14 protein-coding genes, 1 pseudogene and 1 riboswitch are annotated in these 16,043 nt (G+C 74.4%); of the genes and pseudogenes, 10 read left to right on the forward strand and 5 right to left on the reverse strand.

Features of this window, described 5'->3' with window-relative positions; genetic code table 11:
• Positions 1 to 125: 125 nt before the first annotated feature.
• A pseudogene (locus ACZ4K2_RS14850) lies at positions 126 to 239 on the forward strand (glycine/betaine ABC transporter substrate-binding protein); the annotation flags it as partial.
• A 6-nt stretch (positions 240 to 245) separates the two neighbouring features.
• Here ACZ4K2_RS14850 and ACZ4K2_RS14855 read toward each other — a convergent pair.
• From ACZ4K2_RS14855 to ACZ4K2_RS14865, 3 genes are read right to left on the reverse strand one after another with little or no spacing between them, the layout of a single operon-like run.
• Positions 246 to 968, reverse strand: coding sequence for an isocitrate lyase/PEP mutase family protein (locus ACZ4K2_RS14855; protein WP_467478076.1), 723 nt, complete (start codon positions 966 to 968; stop codon positions 246 to 248).
• Positions 965 to 1,408: a carboxymuconolactone decarboxylase family protein gene (locus tag ACZ4K2_RS14860; RefSeq protein WP_467478073.1), complete on the reverse strand. Its 444-nt coding sequence runs from the start codon at positions 1,406 to 1,408 to the stop codon at positions 965 to 967. The genes ACZ4K2_RS14855 and ACZ4K2_RS14860 overlap by 4 nt, the downstream gene beginning before the upstream one ends.
• Positions 1,405 to 1,905 carry a carboxymuconolactone decarboxylase family protein gene (locus tag ACZ4K2_RS14865; RefSeq protein WP_467478070.1) on the reverse strand — a complete coding sequence of 167 codons (501 nt, stop codon included), beginning with the start codon at positions 1,903 to 1,905 and terminating at the stop codon, positions 1,405 to 1,407. Before ACZ4K2_RS14865 ends, ACZ4K2_RS14860 begins: the two co-directional genes overlap by 4 nt.
• Positions 1,906 to 1,951: 46 nt before the next feature.
• Here ACZ4K2_RS14865 and pdxR point away from each other — a divergent pair, with 46 nt between their 5' ends.
• Positions 1,952 to 3,352, forward strand: a complete 1,401-nt coding sequence (gene pdxR / locus ACZ4K2_RS14870) for a MocR-like pyridoxine biosynthesis transcription factor PdxR (protein WP_467478066.1) — start codon at positions 1,952 to 1,954, stop codon at positions 3,350 to 3,352.
• A 54-nt stretch (positions 3,353 to 3,406) separates the two neighbouring features.
• Here pdxR and ACZ4K2_RS14875 read toward each other — a convergent pair whose 3' ends face one another.
• Entirely contained in the window at positions 3,407 to 4,252 is an 846-nt protein-coding gene (locus ACZ4K2_RS14875) for a DMT family protein (protein WP_467478282.1), read from the reverse strand.
• Between the two features lie 115 nt (positions 4,253 to 4,367).
• Between ACZ4K2_RS14875 and ACZ4K2_RS14880 the strand changes: the two genes are divergently transcribed.
• The 4 genes from ACZ4K2_RS14880 (at position 4,368) to ACZ4K2_RS14895 (ending at position 9,937) form a co-directional block, all read left to right on the forward strand.
• Entirely contained in the window at positions 4,368 to 4,787 is a 420-nt protein-coding gene (locus ACZ4K2_RS14880; RefSeq protein ID WP_467478062.1) for a hypothetical protein, read from the forward strand.
• Between the two features lie 13 nt (positions 4,788 to 4,800).
• Positions 4,801 to 5,982, forward strand: a complete 1,182-nt coding sequence (locus ACZ4K2_RS14885; protein ID WP_467478060.1) for a glutathionylspermidine synthase family protein — start codon at positions 4,801 to 4,803, stop codon at positions 5,980 to 5,982.
• 501 nt (positions 5,983 to 6,483) lie between these two features.
• Positions 6,484 to 8,994: an SdrD B-like domain-containing protein gene (locus ACZ4K2_RS14890; protein WP_467478056.1), complete on the forward strand. Its 2,511-nt coding sequence runs from the start codon at positions 6,484 to 6,486 to the stop codon at positions 8,992 to 8,994.
• Between the two features lie 262 nt (positions 8,995 to 9,256).
• A complete protein-coding gene (locus ACZ4K2_RS14895; protein WP_467478278.1) occupies positions 9,257 to 9,937 on the forward strand; it encodes a hypothetical protein in 681 nt (226 codons plus the stop codon).
• A 15-nt stretch (positions 9,938 to 9,952) separates the two neighbouring features.
• On the opposite strand, the gene ACZ4K2_RS14900 is transcribed toward ACZ4K2_RS14895, so the two are convergent.
• On the reverse strand, positions 9,953 to 11,293 hold the full coding sequence (locus tag ACZ4K2_RS14900; RefSeq protein ID WP_467478053.1) for a right-handed parallel beta-helix repeat-containing protein: 1,341 nt from the start codon (positions 11,291 to 11,293) through the stop codon (positions 9,953 to 9,955).
• Positions 11,294 to 11,380: 87 nt separating this feature from the next.
• On the opposite strand from ACZ4K2_RS14900, the gene ACZ4K2_RS14905 reads away from it, so the two are divergent.
• The 4 genes from ACZ4K2_RS14905 to trpS all read left to right on the forward strand — a co-directional run bounded on the left by ACZ4K2_RS14905 (position 11,381) and on the right by trpS (position 15,920).
• A complete protein-coding gene (locus ACZ4K2_RS14905) occupies positions 11,381 to 12,538 on the forward strand; it encodes a Dyp-type peroxidase (protein WP_467478050.1) in 1,158 nt (385 codons plus the stop codon).
• Between the two features lie 84 nt (positions 12,539 to 12,622).
• On the forward strand, positions 12,623 to 13,084 hold the full coding sequence (locus ACZ4K2_RS14910) for a nuclear transport factor 2 family protein (RefSeq protein ID WP_467478046.1): 462 nt from the start codon (positions 12,623 to 12,625) through the stop codon (positions 13,082 to 13,084).
• Between the two features lie 126 nt (positions 13,085 to 13,210).
• Positions 13,211 to 13,300: riboswitch (ZMP/ZTP riboswitch) on the forward strand.
• A gap of 31 nt (positions 13,301 to 13,331) precedes the next feature.
• Entirely contained in the window at positions 13,332 to 14,780 is a 1,449-nt protein-coding gene (locus ACZ4K2_RS14915) for a glycine hydroxymethyltransferase (RefSeq protein WP_467478044.1), read from the forward strand.
• A 123-nt stretch (positions 14,781 to 14,903) separates the two neighbouring features.
• The gene (gene trpS / locus ACZ4K2_RS14920; RefSeq protein WP_467478042.1) at positions 14,904 to 15,920 is read left to right on the forward strand and encodes a tryptophan--tRNA ligase; all 1,017 of its coding nucleotides are present in this window, start codon (positions 14,904 to 14,906) and stop codon (positions 15,918 to 15,920) included.
• The last annotated feature ends 123 nt before the right edge of the window (positions 15,921 to 16,043 follow it).

The raw sequence follows: 16,043 nt of genomic DNA on the forward strand, positions 1-16,043 counted from the left end.
GCACAGGCGGGAGGGGACTTCGTCGTTTCCGGGGCGTGCCGGTCCCGTCCGCCGCCCGCCTGGGACGCGCTCAGCCAGGGCCGGGTGGACGCCCTCCTGGAGGACTGGGGCCACCCCGACCAGGAGAAGACCAGAACGAGGTCTCCCTGATGATCGCCGAGCAGAAGCTCAGCCCGCAGGAGGCGGCGAAGCGGTGGGTGGACAGCCACCCCGCGGTGTGGAAGAAGTGGCTGTCCTGACCGGCCTCACGGCAGCAGGCCGTCCGCGACGTCCCGCAGCGCGGCCGCGGCCCGCCGCTGGAGCCCCGGGCCGAAGGTGACCCGGGTGGCCCCGAGCCCGCCGAGCGCGGCGGGCGAGGGGCCGTCCCCGTCCAGCCGGGCCAGCAGGTTCAGGGGCCCCTCGATCCCGGACCGCAGCAGGGGCACCAGCGCGGGCGGGGCGAAGATCGGGTAAACGCAGTCGGCACCCGCCGCCCGGTACAGCGCGGCCCGCTCGATGGCCCGCTCGGGATCGCCGTCGCCGTACACGAAGACGTCGACGCGGGCGTTGACGAACAGCGCGTCGGCGGACGCGGCCCGCACCCCGGCGAGGAACTCGGCGTGCGCGTGCGGGTCCTTCAGGACGCCGCCGTCGGAGTCCTCCAGGTTGCAGCCGACGGCACCCGCCGCCAGCAGCCGCTCGACCAGTTCCGCGGGCGCCAGTCCGTAGCCGCCCTCGACGTCCGCCGAGACCGGCACGTCCACCGCGCGGGCGATTCGGGCGACCGCCGCGAACATCTCCCCGGCCGGGGTGTCCCCGTCCGCGTACCCGAGCGAGGCGGCCACGCCCGCGCTCGGCGTGGCCAGGGCCGGGAACCCCGCCTCCGCGAGGACCCGCGCACTGGCCGCGTCCCACGGCCCCGGCAGGACCAGCGGGTCACCGGGCAGGCGCCCGCGGTGCAGGGCACGGAACTCGTCCGCCTTGCTCATGACGGCCGGCCCCCCGGCGGGACACGGCGGCTGACCATGAGGCGGTTCCAGCCGTTGATGACGGTGATCACGGCGACGAGGTGGGCGAGTTCGGCCTCCGTGAAGTGCTCGGCGGCCCGCTCGTACACCGCGTCCGGCACGAACCCCTCGGTGAGGACCGTCACCGCCTCGGTCAGCGCCAGCGCCGCCCGCTCCCGCTCGCTGTAGAGGTCCTCGGTCTCCTCCCAGGCGTCGAGCAACTGGACGCGCTCCTGCGACTCGCCGTTCTCCCGGGCCAACCGCAGGTGCATGTCGAGGCAGAACGCGCAGTGGTTGAGCTGCGAGGCGCGGATCATGACCAGCTCGGCGAGGACCGGGTCGCCGAGCCCCTGCTTCGCCGCCGCGCTGACGGCGGACATCGCCTGGAGGAACGCCGGGTCCAGGTACCGGGTGCGGCTCATCCGTGCTGCCCCGGCCGGTAGTGCCCCGGGGTCATGCGGGTGGTCACGCCGAACCGGTTCCAGGCATTGATCACCGTGATCGCGGCGATCAGCCGGGACAGCTCCGCCTCCTCGAACCGCTCGGCCGCCCTGTCGTACACCTCGTCCGGCACGAAGCCGTCCGTCAGCACGGTGACCGCCTCGGTCAGCTCGATCGCGGCCAGTTCCCGCGCCGTGTAGAAGTGCCGGGACTCCCGCCAGGCGCTGAGCTGGACGATCCGCTCGACGCTCTCGCCCGCCGCGAGGGCGTCCTTGGTGTGCATGTCGAGGCAGAACGCGCAGTGGTTGAGCTGCGAGGCGCGGATCTTCACCAGCTCGTACAGCTTCGGGTCCAGGCCCTGCCTGGTCACGGCCTCCAGGCGGATCATCGCCTTGTAGACGTCGGGGGCGTGCTCGGCCCAGCGCAGCCGCGGGGCCTCTTCGGGGGCGTATTCGACGGTTTCCTGTGCAGCGCTCATTCCTCGACCCTAGGAGCGAGGCAGCCCAGGGGTATGGTCCATTTCCATGGCGAATTCCTGGGCCACTTCGGGGGTCGACCTGCACCTCGAACCGAGCGGGGCCGGCGGCCTGCGCCGGGGGCTGACCGACGCCCTGCGGGACGCCGTCCGCTCCGGCCGGCTCGCCCCCGGCACCCGCCTGCCCTCCTCCCGCTCCCTCGCCGCCGATCTGGGCGTCGCCCGCAACACCGTCGCCGAGTGCTACGCCGACCTGGTGGCCGAGGGCTGGCTCACCGCACGGCAGGGCTCCGGCACCCGGGTGGCGGCCGGCGCGCCCGCCGGCGCCGCGCCGCCCGCGGGCACCGGCCCGGCCGCCCGCCGCACCCCCGGCCGCCCGGTCCACGACCTGACCCCCGGCACCCCCGACCTCGCCGCCTTCCCGCGCGCCGCATGGCTCCGGGCGACCCGGCGGGCCCTCGCCACGGCGCCCTTCCACGCCCTCGGCTACGGCGACCCGCGCGGCCGGCCCGAACTGCGCACCGCACTCGCCGGCTACCTCGCCCGCGCCCGCGGTGTGCGCACCGACCCCGACGCGATCGTGATCACCGCCGGCTTCTCGCACGCCCTGGGCATCCTCGGCGAGGTGCTGCGGGCCCGCGGGGTGCGGACGGCGGCCGTGGAGTCGTACGGGCTGGACGTCCACCGGGCGGTGCTGCGCAAGGCGGGGCTGGCCACGCCCGCGCTGCCGTACGACGGACTCGGCACCGATCCCGGCGACCCCGGCGACGCGGGCGCGGTCCTGCTGACCCCCGCCCACCAGTTCCCCATGGGCACCCCCCTGCACCCCGACCGGCGGGCCGCCGTCGTCGCCTGGGCCAGACGCACCGGCGGCCTCGTCCTGGAGGACGACTACGACGGGGAGTTCCGCTACGACCGCCAGCCCGTCGGCGCGTTGCAGGGCCTGGCCCCCGACCGGGTCGTCCACCTCGGCACGGCCAGCAAGTCGCTCGCGCCGGGCCTGCGGCTGGGCTGGATGGTGCTCCCGCCGGACCTGGCGGCGCAGGCCGTCCGGGTCAAGGGCCAGGTGGACACCGTGGGCGTCCTGGAACAGCTCACCCTCGCGGAGTTCCTGTCCTGCGGCGCGTACGACCGGCACGTCCGCGCCTCCCGCCAGCGCTACCGGCGCCGCCGGGACGCCCTCGCCGCCGCCGTGGCCGAGCGGGCGCCGGAGGTACGGGTCACCGGGATCGCCGCCGGGCTGCACGCGGTGCTGCGGCTGCCGCCGGGCACCGAGGAGCCGGTGGTGCAGGCCGCGGCCTGGCAGGGCCTGGCGCTGCACGGCCTGGCCTTCCACCGGCACCCGCAGGCCGTGGCCGAGCGGCTGGACGCCCTCGTCGTCGGCTACGGCACGCCCCCGGACAGCGCGTGGTCGGGAGCGCTGGACGCGCTGTGCCGGGTACTGCCCTGAGCGCGCCGCCGGGCCGGTCCGACCCGGGCCCCCGGCCGCGCGGACCGGGCCGGCTCACTCCGCGGCCGCCGCCCCGGCCGCGGGCCCGGTCACCGGCGCCTCCCCGAACCGCGCCAGCAGGAGCGCCCCGGCCACCGCCACCGCGAAGCCCAGCGCCGCCAGCCACGTCAGGCCCTCACGGGTGCGGTCACCGAGCCAGAACACGCCCACCGCCGCCGGGCCGAGGGTCTCGCCGAGCACCATGCCGGCCGTCGCGGTGGTCACCGAGCCCCGTTGCAGGGCCGAGGTGAGCAGCAGGAACGCGGCGCCACCGCCGACGAGCAGGGCGTACACCGCCGGGTCCGCCAGCAGGTGGAGCGGGCGCAGCGAGTCGATCAGCCGCACCGACACCTCCACCACCCCGAACCCGCACCCGGCGCCGGCCCCGAGCAGCAGCGCCCGGGCCCGGCCGGACAGCCGCCCGCCGATCCCGCCGAGCAGCAGCACGCCGACCGCCGTCACCAGGACCGCGTACGGCAGCCAGCCCGGCCCGCTCCGGTCGCCCTCGGCGCCCGAGGCCAGGCCGAGCATCCCCAGGCCCGCGCACACCACGCCCACCGCGGCCCACTCCAGGCCGCTCAGCCTGACCCGCAGCAGCCGGGCCGCCACCACCGCCGTCACCGCGAGGCTCGCCGCCAGCGCGGCGCCCACCGCGTAGATCGGCACCGACCGCAGGGCCACGATCTGGAGCAGGAAGCCCAGCCCGTCCAGGGCCAGGCCGGCGAGGTACCGCCACTGCCGTACCGCCCGCAGCAGCAGCGCCGCGTCGCCGCCGCCCCCCTCACCCGCCGCCCGCGCGGCCACCGCCTGCAACACCGTCGCCGTACCGAAGCAGACCGCGGCCCCGAGCGCGCACACCATTCCCAAAAGCACGAACCGACCCTAAGCGAGCGCGAGATCGCGGGGGACCCTGGGCAGCGGCCGCGAGCGGTCTCTAGGCTGGCCGGTGAACAGCGCAACCGACGGGGGGACAACCATGGCGCGGGCAGACAGGCGGCTCCGTTCCGGCACGGTCGTACTGGGTGGTGTGGGCGTGCTGGCGGTGGCGCTCACCGCCTGCTCGTCCGATCCGGACAAGCGGTGCGTCGACCGTGACAGCCACCACCTCGCCAAGGGCTACAAGGTGGTGGCCGACAAGGCGTGCAAGACCTCCTCCGGGGCCGGCGCCGGGAGCACCACGGGCCGGTCCAAGCGCGTCGGCAAGGGCGCCAAGCGGCCGGTGGACGCCGCCTGGTACTACGACGGCAAGGAGGAGGGCGGCTGGGTCGACGGCGGCTCGTTCACCAAGCCCGGCGGTTCGGGCGGCGGTTCGGGCGGCCGCGGTTCGGACGACGACGGCCGCGGCGGGGTCCATCGCGGCGGCTTCGGCGGCGGCGACGGCGGCTCCGGCGGCTGACGGACACACGCACGTGGAACGCCGCACCCTCACGCCCCGCCCCGGCTGGCAGCAGACCGTCGAGCGGCAGGGGCTCGTCTACCCGCTCACCCGGCACCCCGACGGCTCCCTGCGCCCCTACTGGGACGAGAGCGCCTGCTACGTCTTCTCCCTCGACGAGGTCGAGGCGCTGGAGGAGACCGTCGGGCAACTGCACGCGATGTGCCTCGCGGCGGCGGAGCACATCGTGGCCCGGGACCGGTTCGCCGACCTCGGCATCACCGACCCGCGGGTGGCCGCCGCGGTCTCCGAGTCCTGGCAGCGCCGCTCCGAACTGCCCACCGTCTACGGCCGGTTCGACCTGCGGTACGACGGCACGGGACCGGCGAAACTCCTGGAGTACAACGCCGACACCCCCACCTCGCTGGTCGAGGCCGCCTCCCCGCAGTGGTTCTGGATGGAGGAGCGGTTCCCCGGCGCGGACCAGTGGAACTCCCTGCACGAACGGCTGGTCGACGCCTGGCGCGCGCAGGCCGCCCTGCTGCCGCCCGGCAGCCCGCTGCACTTCGCGCACTCCGCCGCCGACGAACTCGGCGAGGACCTGATGACGGTCGCCTACCTGAAGGAGACCGCCGAACAGGCCGGCCTGGACACCGACTGGCTCGCCATGGAGGAGATCGGCTGGGACGGCCTCTCCGGCCGCTTCGTCGACAACGGACTCCGGTTCATCCGCGGCATCTTCAAGCTCTATCCGTGGGAGTGGCTCACCACCGACGCGTTCGGCGAGCACGTCCTGGACACGCTCGACAACGGTGGCGGCACGGGCAGCACCCTGTGGATCGAACCCGCCTGGAAGATGCTGCTCAGCAACAAGGCCCTGCTGGCCGTCCTCTGGGAGCTGTACCCGGACCACCCCAACCTGCTCCCCGCCTACCTGGACGGCCCCCGGGAACTGGCCGCGTCCGGTTACGTCGCCAAGCCGCTGCTCGGCCGCGAGGGCGAGGGCGTCACCGTGCACCGGCCGGGGGAACCGCCCGTCCCGCGCGACGAGCCCTGCTGCTACCAGCGGTTGGCGCCGCTGCCCGCCTTCGGCGGCAACCACGTGGTCCTCGGCGCCTGGGTGGTCCGCGACGAGCCGGCCGGCCTCGGCATCCGCGAATCCACGGGCCTGATCACGGACGGGTACGCCCGCTTCCTGCCGCACGTCATCCTCTGAGGGCCCTGTCCGGCCGCCCCGGGCCGCCGGAAATCGCCGGCCGGATATCGGATCGTGTCTTCGAACATCAGGATTCCGCTGGTGACGGCGAGACACCAGCGCCTAAGATATCGCGCGCTGCTCGCGATGGCGGTCGGCGAGGTCGGCGGTGGGGGGTGGGAATACCGTGATCGAGCTGCGGAAGAATACGTCACGGCGCGGCCCCGCCCGAGGTGTTGAACGCGCGTTCGCTTTCTCCGGCCCGCGGCACTTACGACTCGTCCACGGCTTTTTCGAAGGATCACCGCAAAGCGGCCCACGCGACGGCAGTGGGTCCTTTTTCTTTTCCGTGGAGTTCGCGGCCGGTTTCCGGTGTCCGCGTACGGGCCACGGAGAGGACGTGCAGCGAGAAGCGGGGGCTTCGTTCTCATGACCAGGGAAAGTGTGGAGCGTGATGCCATGAACAGAGTCGGCAGAGACACGCGCCGGCCGGCCCGCGGGCTCGCGGGGCCGCTGGCGCGCATGGGGTTGGCCGGCCTCTTACTCGCAGGCGGCGCCGTGGGAGTGGCGTCCGGACCGGCCGCCGCATCCGGCGCCGACGGCACGCTGACGGTCGAGGTGCTGCGCGACTTCTTCGGCACCGGCGTGCTCAACGCGACGATGGACGTGCCGCAGCGGGGCATGAGGGTGGAGGTGACCGACCCCGCCGGGCACCACGTCACCGGCGTCACCGACGCGACCGGAAAGGTCGTGGTGGCGCAGTCGCCGGAACTGGACGGCGGCCGGTACCGCGTCGACGTCAGCATTCCGGCCCCGTACAACCGCTATCTGCGGGCGGCGCCCGCCTCGACGGCGGAGAACCACTTCGACAGCTTCACGTCGTTCGTGGACGTGTCGGAGGGGAAGGACGACTCGGTCGTGACGGCCGTGTGGAATCCGGCCGACTACGCGCTGCCGGAATCGCGGTACTTCGTGCCGGTCCACAACGGCGCCAACGGGACCGACACCCGGGCCCTGGTGGCGTTCGGGACCAAGGTCCGGGGCACGTGCCCCACCGACGTGGCGTGCCCGGAGACGCTGGCCACGCAGGACCAGGTGGGCACGACGTTCGGGCTGGCGTACGACAGGTACCGGACCCGGCTGTTCCAGAGCGCGTTCGCCCGCCGGTACGCCCCGTACGGGCCGCAGGGCGGGGGCGCGATCTACACGGTGCCGGTGAACGGCACCGGCGCGCCCGAGCTGTTCGCCCGGGTGCCGGACACCGGGGAGACACGGCACGACACCGCCAACCTGATCAAGGACGCCGGGTTCACCGACGCGCCGGGCAAGGAGAGCATCGGCGGCCTGGCCCTGTCGGAGGACGGCACCACGCTGTACGCGGTGAACCTGCGGTCGCGCAGCCTGGTGAGCTTCGACGCGACGGGGGCCACCGCCGCGGCGCCCAGGGCCACGGTCCCGATCCCGGACCCGGGGTGCGCGAGCCCCGGCGACTGGCGGCCGTTCGGCCTCTCCGCCCATGACGCGACGCTGTACGTCGGCGGCGTGTGCACCGCGGAGAGCACGCAGCAGCGCGCGGACCTGAAGGCCGTCGTCTACACCTACGACGGCAAGCGGTTCACCCCGGTGCTGAGCCACGCGCTCACGCAGGAGCGCGGCACCGTCTTCGGCGCCGGTGACAAGGCCACCCACTGGAACCCGTGGAACACCGGCCTGGACACCTGGGACGACCGGAAGTCGGGCAACGTCTTCATCGACCCGCAGCCGGAGCTGGCCTCCCTCGCCTTCGGCCGCGACGGCTCCATGATCCTGGGCTTCCGCGACCGGTTCATGGACACGGTCAGCTGGGGAGGGCTGGACCCCCGCCCGGGGAACGACACGCCGGAGAGCGGCATGTCCGGCGGTGACATCACCATGGTCTGCGCCACCCCCACCGGTGAGTACCAGTGGGAAGGCACCGGGAGCTGCCCGAACCACGCCACCCCGGCCAACAACGGCGGCCAGCCCGCCGATGTCGTCGAGTACTTCCCGGGCGACTTCTACGCCAACGCGCACCAGGAGACCGCGCTGGGGTCGGTGGCCTACATCCCGCAGCAGCAGTGGGTCGTCAGCACCGAGTTCGACCCGGTCGTCAACGTGGCGACCTCGGGGACCGGCTACCACGACATCACCACCGGCGAGGGCCCGGGCAACAAACCGACCGCCAACGGGTTCCAGTTCGTCAGCCAGGCCCAGGGCGGGTTCGGCAAGGCCGGCGGGCTCGGCGACATCGCCTACGCGGCCGCCAACGCGCCGGTCCAGATCGGCAACGTCGTGTGGTTCGACGGCGACCACAACGGCATCCAGGACCCGGGGCACGTGCTGCTGCCGGGGGCGACGATCAACCTGCTGGACGAGGACGGCGAGCAGGTCGCGACGACCACGACCGATGCCGCCGGCGAGTACTACTTCGGCGGGGTCGGCGCCGCGTACGAACTCACCCCGGGCGCGAAGTACACGGTGCAGTTCGACGTGTGCACCGCGGACACCAGCCAGGTGCCCGGCGAGCCCCCGGCGAGCGCGCTGCGGTTCACGCTCCCGCGCGCCGGGGACGACCGCGCGCACGACTCCAACGTGACCCCGCCGACCAGCGGGGAGCTGTGCAACGGCTACGCGCCCGTCACGGCGCCGGAGAAGCCGGGCGGCGTCGACCACACGATCGATGCCGGGGTGTACATCCCGGAGGAGAGCCCGAGCCCGACGCCGACCTCGACGTCGACGTCGACGTCGACGCCCGTCCCGACCGCGACCGCGACCGTGACGTCGTCCCCGTCGCCCGTCCCGACCCCGGCGCCGACCTCGGCACCGGGCGGCACACCGGCACCCTCCGTGCCGCCCGCCGGCCCGGGCCCCGACGGCGGGGGCGGTTCGATGGCGGACACCGGTCTGACCGGCCTGCCCGGGATGATCGGCCTCGTCGCCCTGCTGGTGGGCGGCGGCCTGGCCCTCGCGGTCGTGAGCCGCAGGCGCCGCGCCCGGCAGCACCGGACGGCCTGACCGGACGAGCGGAACGAAGGAACCGACCGGACGGCGGTGAGCTGCCCGACCGCGGCCCGCACGGCGCGGCCGGGCAGCGCGCGTCCCGGCCGGGCGGTGCGGTGACGGAGAGGGAGCGGAGAGGGTGAGCAGGACGGTGGCAGCGTCGAGCCGTGTGCGCGGCGGAGGAACCCGGCGGCCCCTGCCCGAAGGCCCGGCCGGCCGGCGCCGGTGGCTCCGGCCGCGCCGGGTGCTGGCGGTCCTCGCCGCCGCGGCCGTCGCGGTGGCGGTGCTCCTGGCCGTCGGCACCGGCTCCGGGCCCGCCGGACCGCGCGCCCTGACCTCCGACGAGGCGGACCGGCTGGCGCTCACCCGGTTCCGCAACTACGAGGCGCGGGGCCGCGCCGTCACCATCACCGTGCCGGGCACCGCGGGCGGGCTGACCGTCACCGCGTCCGTCGACTACCGCGGCGGGCTCGGGTACGGCGTGGTGCGCGGCACCGGGCGGGACACCTCCAGCGACGGGCTGATCCAGTGGACGGCCCGCTCGGTGTCCGTCCACCCGATGGCGGGCGCCCCGGCGCGCGCACCGGCGGCACCGCCCCGCTCGGGCTGGTTCAGCCGCCCGCTGCGGTCCTCCGGCAGCTCGCTGGACAGCTCCCTGGCCATCGCCCTCGGCCTCGGCGCCGACCGGCCGGACAACGCCCAGCTGCTGCCGCAGAACGGCGCCACCTGGCTCGGCCGGGACCGGGTGGCCGGGCACCGGGTGGACGTCATGACCGGGCCGTCCTCCCGCGACCGCCCCGGGACGGCGGGCAGCGTGCGCTACTGGATCGACGCGGACGCCAGGATGCACCGGGTCCGCCTCGACGTGCGGTCCGCGCCGGAGCCGGTGGTCATCGACTTCGACACCCAGCCGTACGTTCCGGTCAGAGCGGCCCCCGGAGTCACCCCGGCGCGGTGAGCGCCGGCCGGGGCGTCAGGGCGTGCGCACCCGCGCGTGCGCGGCCAGCAGGGTCACCGGCGGCAGCTTCACGGCCGCGGTGTCCGGCATGACCGGAACGGCCGGGACGACGGTGGCGCCCGTCGTGCCGGCACCGGGGAACTGCGGCTGCGGCCCGGGCTCCGCGACCTCGGTGAACGCGATGCCACCGGGTGCCGTCGGCGCCGTCCACCGGCCGGCCGGCGACGGCGATCCGGCCGACGGCGGGCAGGTCGCGGTGGCCGCGAGCCGGGCGGGCACGGTGCTGCGCAGCACGTTGCCGCGCAGGCAGTTGCCCCGGCCCCGGGTGGCGGTGGGGAACGTCCAGCCGACGTCGACGCCGTTGCCGGTGAAGGTGTTGTCCACGATCTGGTTGTCGAGCGGGGGGATGTCGGCGGTCGCGGTGATCACCAGCCCGGCGTTGCTGTTGCCGGTGACGCGGTTGCGGACGAACCGGTTGTCGCTGCCGCCGTCGACGCCGATGCCGGTGCCCCACCCGCCGTCGGCCTGCTCCGGGGTGGCCGTCTGCTGGTTGGCGGCGATCAGGTTGCCCGCGATGACGGTCCCCCGCTGCGGGAGCAGCTTCTCCTGGTGGTCGGAGTTGGTGGTCAGGCCGACCCGGTTGCCGGTGAGGCGGTTGCCGACCACGTACATGTCCCCGCTCGCGTTGGTGCCCTCGTAACCGACCGCGTTGAGTTCGGCGACGTTGTCCCGCACCACGATGTGACACGGCTTGCACTGGCCGACGTAGATCCCCGAGTCGGCCCCGCCCGAGGCGTACGAGTGCTCGATGACACCGTTCTGCGCGGAGAACGCGTAGATGCCGTACAACCCGTTGCGGGTCGCGGTCACGTACGAGACCAGGAACGACTTCAGGAAGGTCACCGGCTCGTCGCCGGTGTCGTAGCCGCCGCTCGTCCCCGGCAGCCCGGCGACGGCCGCCGCCGAACCCGTGACCAGCACCCCGTTCTGCGTGTTGTTGCGCACGGTCAGGTTCTCCACGGCCACCCCGGGCGCCGCGACGACGATCCCGTTCGGCTGCCGCAGCCGCCCGTCGATGACGACCTTGTCCCGGGACAGGCCGCGCAGCGTGACGCGGGCCGTCCTGATCTTCACCGACTCGTGGTAGACGCCGGGGGAGACCAGCACCAGGTCGCCGGGGCGGGCCAGGGACACCGCGGCCGAGATCGTCGGCGCGTCGCCGGGCACCCGGATCGTCACCCGCTCGCCGCTCGGCCGCCGGCCTTCCCCCGATCCGCCGTCGCCACCGCCGCAACCGGCCACCAGGGTCAGCGTCACCACCACCGTCGCCATCACGCGCAGAGCTAATCGAGGCATGATCCCAGTCTGGCACGGCGCCCAATTCCGTTTGCCATAAACCGGGTTGACCGGCGCGGGAGAGCCGGGTGTGGCACCCTGCACACCATGCCCCGAGCCGACCGCCCCCCGTCGCGCCGCGCGTTCCTCGATGCCACCGGCACGCTGGCGGCCGCCGGCCTGATCGCCGGGTGCACACCGGACGCCGGCCGGCCGGGCCGCCCCGCCCCGCCCGCGGCGGCCGCCCCGGCGCCGGTCCCGGTGACGGGCCGGCACCAGGCGGGCATCACCGTCCCCCAGCCGGCCCAGCGCAACCTGCTGGCCGTCGTGGCCGACCTCGGCGCCGGCGTCGCCGCCGGACCGCTCCTGGCCGACCTCGGCGAGGCCGTCCGCGCCCTCGCCGCGGGGACCGACCCCCGGCTGCTGGGCCTGGCGCCCGGGAACCTCACCGTGACCGTCGGCGTCGGCCCCCGGCTGGTGCGCGCGGCCGGCGCCGCCCTGCCCGGCGCGAGCGACCTGCCGCGCTTCTCCCGCGAACGGATCGCCCCGCCGGAGCGCGGCGGCGACCTGCTGCTCCAGATCTGCGCCGACGACGCGCTGCTCCTGCCGGTCGCCGCCGCCGCGCTCCTGGACCGGGCCGGTGACCGCGTCCGCGAACGCTGGCGGCAGTCCGCGCGGCGCGGCCCGCACGTGTCCCTCGGCGGCGGCCTCACCGCGCCGCGGAACCCGCTCGGCTTCATCGACGGCATCGTGGGACCGCACACGGCCGCCGAGCAGCGGCGCGACCTGTGGCTGGCCGGGCCCCCCGCGGTCGCCGGCGGCACCATCGCCGTCCTGCGGCGCATGGAGCTCGACGTGTCGCGGTTCGCCGCGCTGTCCCTGGCCGAGCAGGAGGCGGTCTTCGGGCGGCGCCGGGCCAGTGGCGTCCCGCTCTCCGGCGGCGGCGCCGCCTCGGGCCCGGACCTCGGCGCCAAGACACCGGACGGGCGCTACCTCGTCCCCGCGGACGCCCACGCGCGCCGGGCGAACCCCGCCGTGGTCGGCGCCGGCCTCATGCTGCGCCGCTCCTACAGCACCGACGAACCCGCCCCCGGCCTGCTCTTCATCAGCTTCCAGAACGACCTGCGGACCTTCACCGCGACCCTCGCCCGCATGGACGCCTCCGACGCGCTGCTGCGCTTCACCACCACGACCGCCGGCGCGACCTTCCTGATCCTGCCCGGCTTCGACCGGCGGCGCCCGTTAGGCTCCACCCTGTTCGGCTGAGCACGCGCGGGCCGCGGCACCCCCGCCGGCACCCGGGCCGCCCCGCCGGCCGGACCGCCGCAGGACGACCCGCAGGAGGCCGCCGTGCCCGAAGGACGCCCGCCCCACCCGCCGTTCACCGAGGAGACCGCCCGCCGCAAGGTGCAGGCGGCCGAGGACGCCTGGAACACCCGGGACCCGCACCGGGTGGCGCTCGCCTACACACCCGACTCCGTCTGGCGCAACCGCGACCGGTTCCTCACCGGACGGGACGAGATCATCGCGTTCCTGACCGAGAAGTGGCGGCGCGAGCAGGAGTACGCGCTGCGCAAGAGCCTCTGGGACTTCCACGGCGACCGCATCGCCGTCCGCTTCCAGTACGAGTGCCACGACGCCGACGGCCGGTGGTGGCGCTCCTACGGCAACGAACTGTGGGAGTTCGACGCGCGGGGCCTGATGCGGCGCCGCGAGGCCAGCATCAACGACGTGCCCATCCGCGAGGCCGACCGGCGCATCTTCGGCCCCCGGCCCGCCGGCGAGCACGGCCTCGACATCCCGCCGCGCTGACCGGGCCCCGGCGCCCGGTCCCCGGCGGCGGACACGGCCGCCGCCGGGGCGCGCGGTGCCCCCTTCCCGCCGCCGCTCGCATGGTGGACGAGGGATCTCGGCGTTCCGGCACCCCGGGTAGGCTGACCAGCGGGCCGTGACTGGCGCGCTGGGATGGGACCGACCATCGGGGAGCGGCCCGAGCACGAACGAGTGCCGTGCGCCTGGGCCGAACCGAACACGCCGAACGCCACGTCCGGAGGTCCCCATGCCAGAGCAGCACCTCTCCACCGAGTCCACCGCCTTCCGCGCCGCCCTCGACGTGATCCGCGCCGTCGAGCCGCGCGTCGCCGACGCCATCGGCCAGGAGGTCGCCGACCAGCGCGAGATGCTCAAGCTGATCGCCTCCGAGAACTACGCCTCGCCGGCCACCCTGCTCACGATGGGCAACTGGTTCAGCGACAAGTACGCCGAAGGCACCGTCGGCCGCCGCTTCTACGCCGGCTGCCGCAACGTCGACACCGTCGAGGCCCTCGCCGCCGAGCACGCCCGCGAGCTGTTCGGCGCCCGCCACGCCTACGTCCAGCCGCACTCCGGCATCGACGCCAACCTCGTCGCCTTCTGGGCGGTCCTCGCCGACCGCGTCGAGGCGCCCTTCCTGGAGAAGGCCGGCGTCCGCCAGGTCAACGACCTCACCGAGGAGGACTGGGCCGAGCTGCGCCGGGCCTTCGGCAACCAGCGCATGCTCGGCATGTCCCTGGACGCGGGCGGCCACCTCACCCACGGCTTCCGCCCCAACATCTCCGGCAAGATGTTCGACCAGCGCTCCTACGGCACCGACCCGGCCACCGGTCTCATCGACTACGAGGCCCTGCGCGCCCAGGCCCGCGACTTCAAGCCGCTGATCATCGTCGCGGGCTACTCCGCGTACCCCCGGCTGGTGAACTTCCGGATCATGCGTGAGATCGCCGACGAGGTCGGCGCCACCCTCATGGTCGACATGGCGCACTTCGCCGGCCTGGTCGCGGGCAAGGTCCTCACCGGCGACTTCGACCCGGTCCCGCACGCCCAGATCGTCACCACGACCACCCACAAGTCCCTGCGCGGCCCGCGCGGCGGCATGGTGCTGTGCGACGACTCCCTCAAGGACCAGGTCGACCGCGGCTGCCCGATGGTCCTCGGCGGTCCGCTCCCGCACGTCATGGCCGCCAAGGCCGTCGCCCTGGCCGAGGCCCGGCAGCCCGCCTTCCGGGACTACGCCCAGCGGGTCGTCGACAACTCCCGCGCGCTCGCCGAGGGACTGATGCGCCGGGGCGCCACCCTGGTGACCGGCGGCACGGACAACCACCTCAACCTGATCGACGTCGCCGGCTCCTACGGCCTCACCGGCCGCCAGGCCGAGGCGGCCCTGCTCGACTCGGGCATCGTCACCAACCGCAACGCCATCCCCGCCGACCCGAACGGCGCCTGGTACACCTCCGGCATCCGCGTCGGCACCCCCGCGCTGACCACCCGCGGCCTGGGCACGGCCGAGATGGACGAGGTCGCGGGCCTGATGGACCGCGTGCTGACGACCACCGAGGCGGGCACCACCAAGTCCGGCGCCCCGTCCAAGGCGGCCCACGTCCTGGACGAGAAGGTGGCGCGGGAGATCGCCGGGCGGGCCACGGACCTGGTGGCGGGCTTCCCGCTCTACCCGCAGGTCGACCTCGGCTGACGCGTTCGCGAGGGACGCGGTGGGCCCGCCCGGCCGGCCCACCGCGGCCCGCGGGCCCCGCACCCCGGGGCCGACCCCCCTGCCCGGCCTGTCCCACCCCCGGCCTCTGCGAGAATGGGCACCATGGCCACTGCTGATCGCCCCCGAGTGCTCTCCGGTATCCAGCCCACCGCGGGCTCGTTCCACCTCGGCAACTACCTCGGCGCCGTGCGCCAGTGGGTGGCCCTGCAGGAGTCCCACGACGCCTTCTACATGGTCGTCGACCTGCACGCGATCACGATCCCGCAGGACCCGCGGGAGCTGCGCGCCAACACCCGGCTCGCCGCCGCTCAGCTGCTGGCCGCGGGGCTCGACCCGGACCGCTGCACCCTCTTCGTGCAGAGCCACGTCCCCGAGCACGCCCAGCTCGCCTGGGTCATGAACTGCCTCACCGGCTTCGGCGAGGCGAGCCGCATGACCCAGTTCAAGGACAAGTCCGCCAAGCAGGGCGCCGACCGCGCCTCCGTCGGCCTGTTCACGTACCCGGTGCTCCAGGTCGCGGACATCCTCCTGTACCAGGCCCACGAGGTGCCCGTCGGCGAGGACCAGCGCCAGCACATCGAGCTGACCCGCGACCTCGCCGACCGGTTCAACGGCCGGTTCGGCCAGACCTTCACCGTCCCGAAGCCGTACATCCTGCGGGAGACGGCGAAGATCTACGACCTCCAGGACCCGTCGGTCAAGATGAGCAAGTCGGCGTCCACGCCGAAGGGCCTCATCAACCTCCTCGACGACCCGAAGGCCACGGCCAAGAAGGTGAAGAGCGCGGTCACCGACACGGACACGGTGATCCGCTACGACGTCGAGAACAAGCCGGGCGTCTCCAACCTGCTCACCATCTACTCCACGCTCACCGGCAGGCCGGTCGCCGAGCTGGAGCGGGAGTACGAGGGCAAGATGTACGGCGCGCTCAAGACGGACCTCGCCGAGGTGATGGTCGAGTTCGTCACGCCGTTCGGGGAGCGCACCCGGCAGTACCTGGACGACGCCGAGACCCTCGACTCGATCCTGGCCAAGGGCGCCGAGAAGGCGCGCGCCGTCGCCGCCGAGACCCTCGCGCAGGCGTACGACCGCGTGGGCTTCCTCCCGGCCAAGCACTGAGGCGTACGACCGCACGGGTGCGTGAGGGCAGAGCGCTGCACATCACTTCCGCTGCGCCTGCCCCCGGGACATCCGTGGCCGTACAGTCGATATCCGACGGCCGGGACGAGACGGCCGAGAAGA

This window comes from Streptomyces sp. NPDC025833, assembly GCF_055558055.1.

Excerpts from the sequence above, each read along its gene's own strand:
- ACZ4K2_RS14855 (WP_467478076.1), bottom strand. The coding sequence starts at position 968 with ATGAGCAAGGCGGACGAGTTCCGTGCCCTGCACCGCGGGCGCCTGCCC.
- ACZ4K2_RS14860 (WP_467478073.1), bottom strand. The coding sequence starts at position 1,408 with ATGAGCCGCACCCGGTACCTGGACCCGGCGTTCCTCCAGGCGATGTCC.
- ACZ4K2_RS14865 (WP_467478070.1), bottom strand. The coding sequence starts at position 1,905 with ATGAGCGCTGCACAGGAAACCGTCGAATACGCCCCCGAAGAGGCCCCG.
- pdxR (WP_467478066.1), top strand. The coding sequence starts at position 1,952 with ATGGCGAATTCCTGGGCCACTTCGGGGGTCGACCTGCACCTCGAACCG.
- ACZ4K2_RS14875 (WP_467478282.1), bottom strand. The coding sequence starts at position 4,252 with ATGGTGTGCGCGCTCGGGGCCGCGGTCTGCTTCGGTACGGCGACGGTG.
- ACZ4K2_RS14880 (WP_467478062.1), top strand. The coding sequence starts at position 4,368 with ATGGCGCGGGCAGACAGGCGGCTCCGTTCCGGCACGGTCGTACTGGGT.
- ACZ4K2_RS14890 (WP_467478056.1), top strand. The coding sequence starts at position 6,484 with ATGGGGTTGGCCGGCCTCTTACTCGCAGGCGGCGCCGTGGGAGTGGCG.
- ACZ4K2_RS14900 (WP_467478053.1), bottom strand. The coding sequence starts at position 11,293 with ATGCCTCGATTAGCTCTGCGCGTGATGGCGACGGTGGTGGTGACGCTG.
- ACZ4K2_RS14905 (WP_467478050.1), top strand. The coding sequence starts at position 11,381 with ATGCCCCGAGCCGACCGCCCCCCGTCGCGCCGCGCGTTCCTCGATGCC.
- ACZ4K2_RS14915 (WP_467478044.1), top strand. The coding sequence starts at position 13,332 with ATGCCAGAGCAGCACCTCTCCACCGAGTCCACCGCCTTCCGCGCCGCC.
- trpS (WP_467478042.1), top strand. The coding sequence starts at position 14,904 with ATGGCCACTGCTGATCGCCCCCGAGTGCTCTCCGGTATCCAGCCCACC.